Origin of the sequence: Undibacterium paludis (assembly GCF_022568815.1) — a bacterium.
Taxonomy (GTDB): domain Bacteria; phylum Pseudomonadota; class Gammaproteobacteria; order Burkholderiales; family Burkholderiaceae_D; genus Undibacterium.
Genome location: NZ_JAKZHX010000024.1, coordinates 1 through 14,361 on the forward strand (window position 1 = coordinate 1; position 14,361 = coordinate 14,361).

Here is a 14,361-nt window from a genome sequence, read left to right on the forward strand (position 1 = left end):
TATTCCCTAAAAATAGTTCAATGCGTTGGGAACATCAAATCTCGTGCACGTTGCCGCTCTGCTTCAACAGGAAAAGATTTGATCAAGAGTTCCTGGATCTGAATGGTGCGTTCAGAAAAATTGAGTTGGCGATTTTGATTGATCTGGCCAGCAGCATTCAAGTAGCCAGTAAGCCGGTTTGCCAGTTGTGGCCCCGTGCTTGCCCAGCTATTGAAACTGCGAGTAGCCTTGTCAAGCACCCATTGCACATACCTGTCATGGCGCGACTCATCGCTTTTGCTGGTCCAGGTCGGCGGCCGGGAAATACTTGGCTGCTCTTCAGTTGAGAATGCATCCTGACTTTTCTCTTGCAAGGTATCGTCTTTGAGTTGTGCCAACTCATTCAACATCTGAGTCAGCTGCGCATCGTCATTCTGGTACCACACCTGTACGACCGCCTCCCCCAGATAAGCCCGCCGCAAGCGGTCCCGCTGATCGCGCCATGTGCTGATACGCCGGATCCCTTGCAGCGTTATGTCTTTGCCGATACTACCCAGATTATGCGCCACCAATAAATCATCATGCGCTTTCATGTAATCCAGGTAGTGTCCGGCGATGAGCATTGCTTCATTATATGCAGGGGGTGGGAGCACACTCTTGAGATGGCTGCGTAATGCATTTACCCGGTCTGTTGAAACTTGTTCCAGCAAGAAAAAATTGATGACATCCAGCAAGGCGCTATTGATGACCAGTTGCTGGTTTTCAGTAGCCAGCCCTGAAGGCAGCAAGCGACTATCACTCGGCGAAAATGAAACTTCTACATCATTGACGGGCAGCGTCATCTGACCGGGACCCAATACCATGACTGGCGAATTTTCCTTTGCACGTATTGGCGCCACCTCTTTCGGTTCCTCATGCCAAAAATATTGCATCAATAGCAGAATAATAGCCAGCAAGATGACGACAGAAGCAAGTCTTCTATAGTGTTTGGTTGAATGGGCTTTGGATAAAATGAACATGGAAATTTGTGTATAAATTACTGGTTTAATGGCTTGCCAAACTATTGGCAGCCATGTTTTCTGTACTTTCGTGCATGGACAAAAAATACCATTCAATAATCAACACCATACGGACTGTCACAGTGAAAGCTGAAGTGAAGGACATGTGCCCGGCGAATCAGGGCAAGGCAAGGTGTTGGCAAATAAACGCAGCGATAGCGGGGCTATCGCGAGTATTTGCAACGCCGCCCTGGTCGTCGCGCGCATGGCAGGCAATTCGCTTTTCACTGTGACAGCCCACTAGTAATGCTGTCCCCCTTCTTGCGACATGAAAATACGTCTTTCGCGCCGCCCCATCTTTACAAATCCGTGCAACACTACACTAGAAAACAGACGTGGGAATCCAGCCGTCGGAGCCTGCAAGAAAATTATCCGGCTGGTATTGCGTGGTCTGTGAAGACGTCAGATAAACAGTGTATTTTTCCCTGGTTTTTGCAGTGAATCCTGCAGCACCAGGGCCAGAAGAGCCATACTCGGCAAAAAAGGACGTTGGCAAATTGTTGGTTGAGCCAGGAGTGAATTCAATCATCCCTGCTGCATTAACTGGCGCCTGTATATTGGTGTTGATGAATATATTGGAAGCCAAAGCCCCCCATGGGCGCCCCAGATATGCACTAGTCAAACCTGTCTTCGGGTTACTGGAAATGGTGCTGTTATAAAAAACATAGCCGCTAAGATAATTCGTAAAATGCCTGTTTTGCGCGGTAATGGTGACCTCTCCGCTCAAGCTTCCATGCTGGTCAGCAACGATGACGCAATTGTCGAATACGGCAGCCCCATCACCAAAAATGAAATCGACATTACCTTCGATGGTTACGCCATAAAAGTACGACCGGGCTGGCGTGCAGGTAGTCGAAGAGCAACCCAGACTGCCGACATACAAGGTATCTTGCCGCCCTATAAGATGCACATTGCGCAGTACGGATTTATCAGAGGCAAGAAACAGTGCAAGTGCCTGTGTTTCAGCATGCCCATCCTGGGTATAAGTATTTTGAATGGTGATGTTATTGGCGAAAAATCCCGCGCCCGTGACAATGACTGTTGATGATCCTTTATCTCCCACTGTCCCGCCACTGCCATTGGATTTTTGCGCCCAATAACTTTGGGTGATGACGGTGGACGTGGCGTGTGCACCCTGGCCTATCAACCGTACATTGGGTTTGGTAATTGTTACCTGTTCCGTGTATGTCCCGGGTGTCAGGTCTATCTCGCCGCCATTTGCCGGTAATGCGTTGACAGCGGCCTGGATGCTTGTGTAATGACCTGGACCGGTACCGCCAACAGTGACTTTCGTGATGGCATGGCTTGCTGCACTGCCCAGTAAAAAAGTGGCGACAAGTACAATTTGCCACACACGGTTCTTTTCTTTCATGTTATCTCCCTATACCGGGACATGATGACCATGTCCCGGCTATTGTAGTAATCTGAAGTCACTGCTTAATCTGCTTATGGAGCTAATCTTTTATTCACCCAGACGTAGAGTTAAATGAATAAAAACTCAGAATTTGCAACTTGGGACTGCACCGCTCATTGTGAAGTTACTCGTGGTAACTCCCGTTCCGGACGGGATGTCATTTGAGTCATTGAGACCGACATTGGCATACTGGTCACCACTTTGCGCCGTTGCATCCAGATTGACATGTGCCAGATAGGCGTTGACAGGGAAGCTGGCGTTACGGCCATCTATCCGGGTATAGGCGCCTGACACCGACGAGGTTGCATAGGCGCCGTTGACAACAATATTTGACAGCGACGGCGTGCCGCCGGATACAGGGCAAGCATGATAATTCGTGTCCATGATAATCAGATGTTTTGCACCGGTTATACAGGTATTGACATAGCTGACTTTGCTGACTGTCAAAGCACAGGGACCAGTCTTGATATTGATCGCATTGGCATTGGCAGATGTGGTTCCAGAGAGATCAGCACCATACACATAGTTATTCTTGAACAGGACATTTGATACGGCATTTTTATAAATACTGCCAATCGAAAGACCATGTGTGCCATACAGCTGGCTGTTTCGAACGGTAATGTTTGAGGCATTGCCAGAATTGGTTTTGACTGCAATACCATCATCGCCTGCTTCGATGGAAGAGTTGGCTACCGTCGCATTGGTGAGGCTGTCAATATCAATACCATCGGCATTGGTACGGGTAGACGGTGTACGTATTACTACTTTCCATGCCGTGAAACCGTTGCCTCCCTCAACGTACAGATTCGGGAAAACAGATTCCTTGAGGGTGACGTTATAAACAGTGAAATTGGTGATGTTTTTTGCCTGCACCAGACGCGAACTACCGCTCAGAATATCACCACGACCATCGACTGTGCCAGGGCCCATCAAAGAAGCATTTGTGCCGTTGAACAGGATGAACTGCGGATTGCTTGCATAACTGTTATTTCCATACAACGTGACACCGGCATTGATGACCAGGCTTGCCCCATCAATGTTCAGGCTATTACTGTAGAAGGCATTGCTGGAACCTGAAGCCGTAAGCACAACGCTTTTCCCTGTTCCTTTACATTTGGTTAACGCGTTTTGCAAACGCACTGTATCGTCAGTAGATGGTGGAGAGGCGCGCTGCGAGCTGGAGAACTGGGCGGGAATTGTATCGCAAACGCCAGGGTAGGTCGGTTCGGTGACTGTGCGACTGTCCCCGGTTGCCAGGGTCTGCGCCCCGGCAGATGCCGAAAATACGAGTAGTGCAGTGGTTAAACTATAGAAGCGAAGTGCATTAATTGCAGTCATAAAAGTCCCCTATATAAATATTATGATTATGAAAATATCTTGAGAAACAAGGATATTGGCCGGTCCAATATTAAATTGGTCCAACCAATATCAGGTAACGTTATAGGTATTTCTGTTACCGTTGTCAAGGAGAGATTGTTGTTTCTGCCAGATTTGGCATGCTCGTATGTACGCCGAAAAGATCATTGACCTGCTTGTGACTGAAGTGCGGTCTGGAAGAAAACCCATGTTCATGGTCTGTCGCTGTTTCCATATTGCCCGCCGCCTTGCCTTTACTGCCTGTCCACAAAACCTTTTTGCTGAAGACATATCCACTGTCCTGGCCAGACCATATGATGCATGCAAACCCGATACCCTGAATTAAAGATGCAGCTCGAAAGATGTACATTTATCTGTCTATTGGCGCTGCACATTTCTCATCATTTCACAGATTTCAATCACATCTTTGCGCCCGTTATTACACTGCTTCACCCTGGGTAAACAATAACTGATGCCTGCATCTGCTCACACGCATTTCAGGTCTGGCGGCGAGACCAAATTCTTCATGGAGTGAAATCAGACAGGAGCGATTTCTTCAGACATTCAGCACAAAGAAAACGCCAGTTTTTATCGCCATATCTGCTCCAGATAAAGCGGATTTATTCGACATGAAACAACTGCTTGCACTCTAAAAACAGCGCATTTTTTCAAGTGCCCAAACCAATAAAATCCGGCAAATAAAAATTTGCTCCAGAGTCATGCTAACGATATTCTGTCGATGCCTTAAATGCAATTTATTGCATTGTATTCACGGGCATTTCTTCAATTTATATAAGGAATTTTCTATGGCTTTTAAAAAAAATGTACTCGCAAATATCATCACATCCATTACTGCCTTGATGATGTCGGCATCTGGTGCTTATGCAGCCGGCACACTCATTCCATCAGCCAATCGTGTCGACATGCTGCACGATGCAAGCCGCAATATTATTTATGTTACCGACAGTAACCAGGTGCTGCGTTACGATATAGCCAGCGGTCAGATGCTGTCACCCTTTGTGCTCGGCTCCACCAGTGCCAACGAACCCAAGGCACAGTTGAAGGGCATAGATATTTCGCCAGATGGTCAGACCCTGGTGGTCGCTGACCAGACATCAGACGCAACAACGCAATGGGTTTATCTGATCAATCTGGGGGGCGCCAGTTGCGGCTGCCAGACCGTCAATAAAATCCCCATGAACAAGGAGTTCATGGAAAACGGTCTTTGGTCGGTTGCTTATGCAGGTGACGGCAGCATATTTGCTTCTTCACAGTTTGCCGGTTCTGGTTGGGTGCCATTGCGACGCCTGGACCCGATCACATGGACCTGGAACAAAGTTGGCAATGCTTACCCTGACAATACCTACAGGCAAAACACCATGTTGTCCACCAGCGGCAATGGCGCCGTCGTTTCGTTTGCAGAATCCAACATCTCTTCCGGCTCCTGGGGGCGTTATGATGTGCTCAATGCCAGCCTGAAGCGCTTTACCGATTACCAGACCGGCACGTCGGCATTCAACTATGAAATCGCCGCGAACAGTAATGGTACGCAGATCGCCATACCCACCTATTTTGGTACACAGATTTTTGGCGCCAATTACAGCAAGATTGGCACAATAGGCCAGTATGCCGGCCCACAACCAGTTGGTGTTGCCTATCACCCGGTTGAAAACCTGATCTACTTCCCATGGGCGCAGACGCGTGAGGTCAAGGTCTACGACGCCAATACGCTCAAGCAGGTATCGAGCTATGATTTTGAAGATACATTTACCTCCAACGGCAATAACGCCTACGTTCAGGGGCGTACCAAGCTGTCCAGGGATGGTTCCGTGCTGATGGTGACAGTGAACGGCGGAGTGCGTTTCGTCAAACAGTATGAAGGTCTGCGTGCCGCGAATGTCAGCGCCAGCAACAGTGGCGCGGCAACGACGATCAGCCTGAAAGGAGCGATAGGTAATAATGGCAAGCTCAGCTACCGATTGGCATCGAGCCCATTGCGCGGTACGGCGACGCTTAATGGTGACACGGTGACTTACACACCGGAACCCGGTTACACGGGCGCAGATTTTTTCAGCTACACAGTCAGCTATGGTCGCGCTACCGTCAGTGCAAAGATCAACATTCTTTCAGCAACAAATTAAATACCTGTGCAGTTCAAGCCTGGATCAACAATCCGGGGCACGATGAAGTTTCGATAGCTATCTAGTACCACCACGTATCAAATCCCATTCTTACCCGCCAGTGAAGTTCGATCTCGGGTAATTACTCCCCAGTCTCAAATCTCCCAGTTTTATACCTGCAGTTCCACATCCCCGATTTCATCAGCAAACCTTACAAACCTTTCGCCAGTGCCCCCATGCGCTTGATATCATTGACCAGGAAAGATGGCACGCAGGGTATGTGTTCAGCCGGTTTGACTGTACAGTCCGTGCGGTCTATCAAACTCCCGGCACCACGCTTGCTCATGGCGTTAAAAATGGAGTCGGTATTTCCGTAAGGTACAGTCGTATCATCGCGTCCATGGAAGAAACTGATCGCTGATTGCGGTGTCCAGTCATACACATTGCTTTGCGCGGCAATGGCAGCCGTATCATCATTGAGGAAGTTATCAAGAAAGGCCGGATCAAAGCTGATGTCACTCTGGCTGCCCAGTGCGCTGGACAGCAGCAGATTGCGGACATTGGCCCTGTCATTGGCGCCCAGATTTTTCAGGAAACCCGGGCTGATCAAAGCGCCGACTATGGGGTTCTGCTGGCGTACGGCACTTAGCATCGCATTCAATGTCAGCGTCACATCGTAAGGGCCAGCACCAACATAGGTAACAACAGGCAGCGCTGCCTTGTTTTGCGTCATCAGGCGCAAAGTTGCCGCAGTCGCATAGGCGCCTTCCGAATAACCTGTCATGAACAATTGCCCATTGTCCGCAATTGACCTGGTCTGGCGCCAGCGTGACGTGGCAGTCATGAAATCGACAACGGAATTGGCCGTTGGTGCTGCCAGCAGATAGGGATGCGGCATGCCTTTGGTGCTGCCATAGCCGACATAGTCAGCCGCACTGACAATATAGCCCATTGCAGCAAACAGCACCGCAGGCTCATCCGGGGTAGCGTGATTGCTGGGTGCTTCGGCATCGGTCTTGATGGTGGCGTGCTGGTAGGCAAGCACAGGGCTGACCACGCTGGCAGATTTGCGCGGTATCAATGCCAGGCCGGACGCCGTGACACTGCGGCTGGCAGAGTCTGTCGTGGTATAGGTGATCTTGTAGGCATCAACTGCATACAGCGGGGTCACACCGGACGCCACGTCTTTGGGCAGGGCGGCGGCCACATCGCTGGCGCTAATGGTCTTGATGAAGGTGGCTGCCTCAAAATGCCCGGCACCTGGCGGATTGCTGACTTCGGGCGCGGTGACCGGCCCTGGCCCGTTATTCGACGAACCACCGCCACCGCAACCGGCCATGCTTAAACACAAGGCAAGACAGCTTGCCGTCATGGGATATAAGTTATTTAAGAAGCGAGTTTTCATATTCTTTTCCATATGACCAGACCAGTAGCAAGCAGACCCAATCATCATATAACGATTGATCAACCCGTGTGGATGACAATATAGTCGCAAATAGTGCCTATCTATTGCCTATCTGGATTTTGCCTGGATGATCTGGTCAAGACGGAAACCTTCTATATTTGTCTTGACCTGTATCCAGACCGGGAAATGGTCAGTCATCTGGAAAGTAAATTGTTGCCGCATTCAATTCTTTCACTGCAACATGGTCGCGATATTTTCATCCTTATCAAGAAAATCAACAACATCGCTGGCATTGGCAAAAGCAAATCAATACCGCGAAAAATCATGTGTATCCCCTTGATGGCAACGATCGAAACATCGCCAAAATACCGGAGCAAAGCCAGCCTGCCATCGCATCTGTAATAGTCTGTTACTGTCATCAGCCCGTCATACTCAACTTATATCTTCACGGTTTTTTAACCAGAGACGGCATATGTTAAGTGCACCTTTTCCCAAACTGATATTGGCTACTTCCCTGCTGGGTTTGCTCAGTGCCTGCGGCGGTAACGGTATCCAGCCCTTCCTGCCCCTGAATGGTGACCAACCCTTCATCGTGGCCCATCGCGGCGCTTCCGGCTACCTGCCGGAAGAAACCTATGAAGCCTATGTCAAGGCGATTGAACTCGGCGCCGACGCGATAGAGCCAGACCTGATTTCAACCAAAGATGGTGTACTGATTGCCCGTCATGATCCCAACCTGGCCTACAGTACCGACGTAGATAAACATCCTGAATTTGCGTCGCGCAAGAAAACCGTATCCGTCGATGGCGAAGTGCAGACAGGCTGGTTCGCCAGTGATTTCACCTTTGCAGAAATCAAGACCCTGGGCGGCATTTCCACCGACGCTGAGCGTCCACAGCAATACAATGGTCTGTACAAGATAGTCAGTTTCCAGGAAATCATCGACCTCGTCAAAGCCAAGTCCAAGGAAACCGGCCGCACGATATCTGTCTACCCTGAAACAAAAAACCCCAGCTATCACCGTGCTCTTGGCTTGCCGCTGGAAGACAAGCTGATAGACCTGATCATCAAGGCGGGCTGGAATGACAAAAATGCGCCGATCTTCGTACAATCATTTGAGCCAGGCAGCCTGAAAGAAATGCGTAAGAAAGGCTTGAACGTCAAACTGGTGCAATTGATCGATGCTGATGATGTTGACCTGAAAACCGGTGCCCTGACGTTTGCAGCCCCCTACGACCGCCCTTATGACTGGGCACTGGCCGGTGACAAGCGCCTGTTCAGCGACATGGTGACTCCCGCCGGTCTGGCAGAAATCAAAACCTACGCAGATGGCATAGGGCCATGGAAGCGCTACATTGTCAGCGTCAAGGGCACGGTTGGTGCCGATGGCAAGGTGGTTGACGTCAATGGTGACGGCAAGATCAATGAAACTGATGCCACCACCCTGGCCCCAACCAGCCTGGTCAGCGATGCGCACAAGGCAGGTTTGCTGGTGCACCCTTACACCTTCCGCAATGAAAAACGCCGTCTGGCAGCCAATTATAACGGTGACCCTAAAGCGGAATACCTGCAATTCTTCCGCCTTGGTGTCGATGGCATGTTCTCTGATTTTTCTGACACAGCCCTGGCTGCACGCGCTGATTATCTGAAAGAATTGAACCGCTGATACACGGGCAATTTTTATCCACTTTTTTAACCGCAAAAGGCCCTTATGCTTTTGCGGTTAAAAAGTTCTTGCCAAACCTAAAAGCTGTCGGCTAATATCAAGGTCCTCTATTAACCCGATCCATCACCTATTGAAAGGAGAAGTACATGCGACAACTACAAAACCTCTCTCCTGCTTTGGGTCTGGTTTTCTGCTGCCTGCGCTAAAAAATTTTTACGGCGTGTTTCGAATACATCAAACGCGTTCACTGCAAGCAATTCAAGATACGCAATAGCTGTCAGCTCAGGCTGATGGTTGACTGTATCTATCCAGTGCCCAATTCCTTACTCTTTATTTTTGGAATTCCTACATGGGCAATTTTATCCAGCATTTGTCTGAGCGCGTATCCGTGATCGCATCAGACCGTCTGTGGCTTGAAGACAGCGCGATACAGCAACTCAAGACTACAGCACAATTGGCACACATGGTCAGCGTGGTCGGCTTGCCGGACCTGCATCCGGGGCGTGGTTACCCGGTTGGTGCCGCATTTTTATCACAAGATCATTTTTACCCTGCCCTGGTCGGTAATGACATAGGCTGCGGCATGAGTCTGTATCAGACTGACCTGGCTATTGCCAAGGTCAAACTTGATAAACTCGACAAACAGATTGGCAATCTTGATCAGCCTGTGGATGACAGTGAATGGTCGCAACTGGCAGAACATCATCCACAACTGCTGGCTGAAAAAGAACTGGTCAGCACAGCCCTGCAGGCTGCCGGTCTGGACCTATTACAGATGCGCTCACTGGGCACTATCGGTGGAGGCAATCATTTCGCCGAACTACAAGTCACTGACCGGGTTGATAATGCAGATGTCTATGATCACGCAGGTTTGCACTACAAGCGTGTGCAGTTGCTGGTACACAGCGGCTCGCGTGGTCTTGGGCAATTCATATTGCGCCAGCATGTCGATGGCTACAGTCACGCCGGCCTGGTCAGTGACAGTCCTGCAGCAGCAGACTATTTGCGCAAACATGATGCGGCCTTATCATATGCGGCACTGAATCGCGCCCTGATTGCCGCACGCATCTTGCGTCGCCTGCGTTGCAAGGGAGAGATGATACTGGATGTGCATCACAACCTGGTGACACCGGTACACAATGCAGGTCAGAGCTTGTGGCTGCATCGCAAGGGGGCCAGCCCCAGTGACCAGGGCCTGGTGATGTTGCCGGGGTCGCGCGGTGACTACAGCTACCTGCTGCAGCCTGATGTAAGCCAGGCCGCAGACAGTCTGGCTTCCCTGGCGCACGGCGCCGGGCGCAAATGGCAGCGCACCGATTGCAAGGACCGTCTGTTCCGACTGGCAACACCAGAACAACTGAGCCGCACTGAACTGGGCAGCCGAGTAATCTGCGCTGACCGCGCCCTGATCTATGAAGAAGCGCCACAGGCATACAAAAACCTTGATACCGTCCTTGACTGCCTGCTCGGCGCCAAACTGGTCAAGGTCGTGGCGCGCAGCAAACCATTGCTGACTTACAAAACACGTGGGGAGTGCTGCTGATGCTGTATCTGCAAATCACATCCAATACCGGTCCGGCAGAATGTTGTCTGGCTGTCGTCAAGGCTTTGCACAAATTGCAGAAAGAAGCAGGCAAGGTCGGTGTACAAGTACGTATCCTGGAAGAAGTTGACGGCCCTTACTCTGGCAGCTTACGCTCTGTACTGCTGGAATTGCAGGCCAGCGGTGATGCAGCGCAAATCCTGGCCAATGCCTGGCAGGGTAGCCTGCTGTGGATATGTGCCAGCCCCTATCGGCCGGGACATAAACGCAAGAACTGGTTCATAGGCTGCCGGACATTTTTACCTGGCAAAGACATACCGGACAGTGAAATACGTTATGAGGCTACCCGTGCATCTGGACCAGGCGGACAGCATGTCAACAAAACCGACAGCGCCATACGGGCCACCCATATTGCTACCGGCATTTCAGTCAAGGTACAGACAGAACGCAGCCAGTTTGCCAACAAGCGCCTCGCCACCCAACTGCTAAGCAGTAAACTGGAGGAATTGAACAGCGCAAACGAACGCGACAGCAGGGCCGAAAGACGCATGCAGCATCATGATACGGAAAGGGGTAATGCAAAACGTATATTCGTTGGCATGGAATTCAAGGAACAAGCCAGGTAATTTTATTTGCTTGCTGCTTTCTTGAAGCGTTGACGGCTGACAGCAGCAGCTGCACCGCTGCCGGTATCGGTGGCGGTGCTGTGCGCTGTTGATACGGACTGGCCTGGCGGGCAGCTTAACGATGCAAAAGTTGCCTGCAACTCTTTTTTCAAGGTCTTCAACTGGCGCATATGTTCATCTATCTGCGCCATTTTTCTTAACAGCTGTTGCTCTATATCGGCCCGACCAAAGTCGCCTTTTTCCAGGCGCGGCAAAATCAGCTGTATCTCTGCCAGGCTAAACCCCAGCGCCTGCGCGCCGCGCACAAACCGCAACAACTCCACATCTGCCTCACTGTATTTGCGGTAACCATTGGCTTGCCGCGCAGCGTGTCCAATGATGCCCTGCTTTTCATAGTAACGCACTGTGTCACTCGATACCTGGCAGGCTTTTGCAAACTGGCTGATGTTCATGGATGTCAAATGGAGGCTATGCTTGACCCTGGAGTGTAGTCCAGGCTTTAAGCTACATCCACAAATTTTTTGTTGTTGCACAAATAGTCAGCACATTTACTGATTTGGACTTGACGTCAGCATATGCATGCGAAATGATACGTGTGCTTAAATTTGTTGCAATACATTGTTGCAATATGTTTTACATCTTATTTTTACAAAAAAAGAGAAAAACTATCTCTGGAGACTACATGAATAAAATCTTCAAGCGCACGGCGGGCAGTCTGCTGGTATTGCTGGTGCTAGGCGGTACGGCTGGTTATCTCAAGCTTCGCAGTTCCGGCCATCCGCAAATTGACGGAGAGATGAAACTGGTCGGCCTGACAGCCCCCGTCAAGGTCCTGCGTGACGAACTCGGCATACCTTATATCTTCGCCAGTAATACGCCTGACCTATTGCGCGCCCAGGGATTTGTGACGGCACAAAACCGTCTGATGCAGATGGAGTTATTCCGTGCTACCTGGCGTGGTGAACTGTCTGCCAGCCTGGGAGCAGAAACCCTGCCCAGTGACATACGCATGCGTGTGCTGGGCATACATCGCAATGGCGAACGCCATGCAGAAAAACTCAGTGCAGAATCACGCGCCTATTTTCAATATTACGTTGACGGCATCAATGCCTATATCAAGTCTTACCCGGATGAACACCCGATAGAACTGAAGGCAGTCGGCCTGGTGCCACAAGCCTGGCGTGTGGCTGACCTGGTGGCACTGGTGCATTTTGTACATTACACACATTCCACCAACTTCAAGGCGGAAGTGGTGGCGCAGAAACTGATTGATCATCTGGGCATGGAAAAGGCGCGCGAGATTTTCCCACTGACGGTGAACCCTGACTGGAAGACTCCCCCTGCACCGCCGAGCACCAGCACACAAGCAACGCAACTGAACCTGGCCTGGAGTGATTTGAACATCGCACCTGAAACCCTGAATCATCAGGGACTGGGTTCGAACAACTGGGCTGTCGGCCCCAGCCGATCGCAATCCGGCAAGGTCATGGTGGCCAACGATCCGCATCTGGACAACCGCATATTACCTGGGACCTGGCACCCGGTAGGCTTGTTCACTCCTGACATCCAGGCTATAGGCGCCGCCCTCCCCGGCATGCCAGGCATCATGGTTGGCCGTACCAGGCATGTGGCCTTTGGTGTCACCAATGCTTATGGTGACGTGCAAGACCTGTATGTGGAAACCCTGGACCCGGCGAACAAGGACAATTACATGGATGGTAGCAAGAGTGTGCCGTTTACTGTCATCAATGAAAGCATACGCATCAAGGATAAGTCTGCGCCTGGCGGCTTCAGGGAACAAGCGCTGAAAATACGCTACACCAAACGCGGGCCAGTGATCACCGACCATGCCGGTCTGGGGCCGACAGGTGACAAGCTGCTGGTCCTGCGATCTACTGACGCAGAAGTCTTGAAGCCGCAAATTGGCATAGAAGGCATGCTGACTGCAGCCAGCGCCAAAGACTTTGACAAAGAAGTACAAAAAATCGACTTGATGATGTTCAATTTTGTCTTTGGGGATGATCAGGGCGCAATTGCTCACAGGGCCACTGGCGCAGTACCGATACGCAGCGGCGCAGACGGCGGCTTCCCGCGTTTGCCACCAGCCGATGGCAGTGACGACTGGACCGGCTTCATTCCCAAGGACCAGATGCCCGGTATGTACAACCCGGAGCGTTCCTGGGTCGGCACTGCCAATCATGACACCCGGCCAGAAAACTTTCCCTGGTATTACACCAATTATGTCTCACCCAACTACCGCTATACCCGCATAGGCCAGGTGCTGGGGACAGCAAAAAAAATGACCGTGGATGATCACTGGAAGCTCATGCATGACAATCGCAATCTGCAATCCGATGCCTTGCGCCCTGCCCTGATAGCCGCACTGGAAAACGACGCTGCCAACAAGGACCTGGCAGATATCCTGAAAAAATGGGACGGCAATGATGATGCCGAACAGGCTGCACCACTCGTATACCAGGCCTTGTACCGGCAAGTCGTGATTGCCACCTTCAGCGATGAGCTGGGTGAGGACGTGGCCAAAGACATGCTGTCTACCTGGTACTTCTGGCAGCAGCGCTTTGATACCCTGATCGCCAACCCCGACTCCATCTGGTTTGATGACGTGCGCACAAAAGACAGGCACGAAACCCTGGCCGACGTCATACGCAAGGCTGCACCGCTGGCACGTGCCGAGATCGAAGCCGCGCAAGGCAAGGACAGCACCCAATGGCGCTGGGGCAAAGCCCATACCGTACGCTTTGTCAGTCCGCTGAGGCGCAATGGCGCCGGTCAGGAATTGCTGGGTGGCTTTAGCGTAGAGCGTTCGGGCAGCGGCGAAACAGTGAATCGTGGGGTTTATGATTTCCAGAAGCCGTATGAAAGCAATTTCTTCGCCTCCATGCAGGTTATCATGGACTTTGGTGACAAGGACAAGATCGAAGCCGCCATGGCGGGTGGTGTCAACGAAAGGCACTTCCAGCCACACCAGAATGATATGGCAAAGCTATGGGCGCAAAACCAGCGTCGCCCCTGGTGGTTTGCACCTGACAAGGTAGAGGCAAATGCCAAGAACCGGCAAACGCTGATTCCGTAAAACACACAGCAGATCAAGTGATCTGCTTTTTTTTTGCGCAATCCCGTTCTTGTGTTGACATGATTGACAACACAAGCAGAAATATCTCGATACATATATC

The 14,361-nt window shown here is 50.9% G+C and carries 10 protein-coding genes; 5 read left to right on the forward strand and 5 right to left on the reverse strand.

Annotated elements, in window-relative coordinates; genetic code table 11:
* Positions 1-17: 17 nt before the first annotated feature.
* From LZ463_RS27510 to LZ463_RS27520, 3 genes are all read right to left on the reverse strand, one after another.
* Positions 18-1,094: a hypothetical protein gene (locus LZ463_RS27510; RefSeq protein ID WP_241459526.1), complete on the reverse strand. Its 1,077-nt coding sequence runs from the start codon at positions 1,092-1,094 to the stop codon at positions 18-20.
* A gap of 265 nt (positions 1,095-1,359) precedes the next feature.
* On the reverse strand, positions 1,360-2,409 hold the full coding sequence (locus tag LZ463_RS27515) for a pectinesterase family protein (protein WP_241459527.1): 1,050 nt from the start codon (positions 2,407-2,409) through the stop codon (positions 1,360-1,362).
* Positions 2,410-2,535: 126 nt separating this feature from the next.
* Positions 2,536-3,789: a glycosyl hydrolase family 28 protein gene (locus LZ463_RS27520; RefSeq protein ID WP_241459528.1), complete on the reverse strand. Its 1,254-nt coding sequence runs from the start codon at positions 3,787-3,789 to the stop codon at positions 2,536-2,538.
* An 824-nt stretch (positions 3,790-4,613) separates the two neighbouring features.
* On the opposite strand from LZ463_RS27520, the gene LZ463_RS27525 reads away from it, so the two are divergent.
* On the forward strand, positions 4,614-5,948 hold the full coding sequence (locus tag LZ463_RS27525; RefSeq protein ID WP_241459529.1) for an Ig-like domain-containing protein: 1,335 nt from the start codon (positions 4,614-4,616) through the stop codon (positions 5,946-5,948).
* Between the two features lie 190 nt (positions 5,949-6,138).
* On the opposite strand, the gene LZ463_RS27530 is transcribed toward LZ463_RS27525, so the two are convergent.
* The gene (locus tag LZ463_RS27530; RefSeq protein WP_241459530.1) at positions 6,139-7,332 is read right to left on the reverse strand and encodes an alpha/beta hydrolase family protein; all 1,194 of its coding nucleotides are present in this window, start codon (positions 7,330-7,332) and stop codon (positions 6,139-6,141) included.
* 472 nt (positions 7,333-7,804) lie between these two features.
* Between LZ463_RS27530 and LZ463_RS27535 the strand changes: the two genes are divergently transcribed.
* From LZ463_RS27535 to prfH, 3 genes are all read left to right on the forward strand, one after another.
* Positions 7,805-8,998, forward strand: coding sequence for a glycerophosphodiester phosphodiesterase (locus LZ463_RS27535; RefSeq protein WP_241459531.1), 1,194 nt, complete (start codon positions 7,805-7,807; stop codon positions 8,996-8,998).
* A gap of 349 nt (positions 8,999-9,347) precedes the next feature.
* The gene (locus LZ463_RS27540; protein WP_241459532.1) at positions 9,348-10,541 is read left to right on the forward strand and encodes an RNA ligase RtcB family protein; all 1,194 of its coding nucleotides are present in this window, start codon (positions 9,348-9,350) and stop codon (positions 10,539-10,541) included.
* Positions 10,541-11,167, forward strand: coding sequence for a peptide chain release factor H (prfH, locus tag LZ463_RS27545; protein WP_241459533.1), 627 nt, complete (start codon positions 10,541-10,543; stop codon positions 11,165-11,167). The genes LZ463_RS27540 and prfH overlap by 1 nt, the downstream gene beginning before the upstream one ends.
* A 2-nt stretch (positions 11,168-11,169) precedes the next feature.
* Here the strand turns inward: prfH and LZ463_RS27550 are convergent, their stop codons facing one another.
* Positions 11,170-11,619: a MerR family transcriptional regulator gene (locus LZ463_RS27550; RefSeq protein WP_241459534.1), complete on the reverse strand. Its 450-nt coding sequence runs from the start codon at positions 11,617-11,619 to the stop codon at positions 11,170-11,172.
* A 230-nt stretch (positions 11,620-11,849) separates the two neighbouring features.
* Between LZ463_RS27550 and LZ463_RS27555 the strand changes: the two genes are divergently transcribed.
* Positions 11,850-14,261, forward strand: a complete 2,412-nt coding sequence (locus LZ463_RS27555; RefSeq protein WP_241459535.1) for a penicillin acylase family protein — start codon at positions 11,850-11,852, stop codon at positions 14,259-14,261.
* Positions 14,262-14,361 lie beyond the last annotated feature (100 nt).

Excerpts from the sequence above, each read along its gene's own strand:
- LZ463_RS27555 (WP_241459535.1), top strand. The coding sequence starts at position 11,850 with ATGAATAAAATCTTCAAGCGCACGGCGGGCAGTCTGCTGGTATTGCTG.
- LZ463_RS27525 (WP_241459529.1), top strand. The coding sequence starts at position 4,614 with ATGGCTTTTAAAAAAAATGTACTCGCAAATATCATCACATCCATTACT.
- LZ463_RS27540 (WP_241459532.1), top strand. The coding sequence starts at position 9,348 with ATGGGCAATTTTATCCAGCATTTGTCTGAGCGCGTATCCGTGATCGCA.
- LZ463_RS27550 (WP_241459534.1), bottom strand. The coding sequence starts at position 11,619 with ATGAACATCAGCCAGTTTGCAAAAGCCTGCCAGGTATCGAGTGACACA.
- LZ463_RS27520 (WP_241459528.1), bottom strand. The coding sequence starts at position 3,789 with ATGACTGCAATTAATGCACTTCGCTTCTATAGTTTAACCACTGCACTA.
- LZ463_RS27530 (WP_241459530.1), bottom strand. The coding sequence starts at position 7,332 with ATGAAAACTCGCTTCTTAAATAACTTATATCCCATGACGGCAAGCTGT.
- LZ463_RS27515 (WP_241459527.1), bottom strand. The coding sequence starts at position 2,409 with ATGAAAGAAAAGAACCGTGTGTGGCAAATTGTACTTGTCGCCACTTTT.
- LZ463_RS27535 (WP_241459531.1), top strand. The coding sequence starts at position 7,805 with ATGTTAAGTGCACCTTTTCCCAAACTGATATTGGCTACTTCCCTGCTG.
- prfH (WP_241459533.1), top strand. The coding sequence starts at position 10,541 with ATGCTGTATCTGCAAATCACATCCAATACCGGTCCGGCAGAATGTTGT.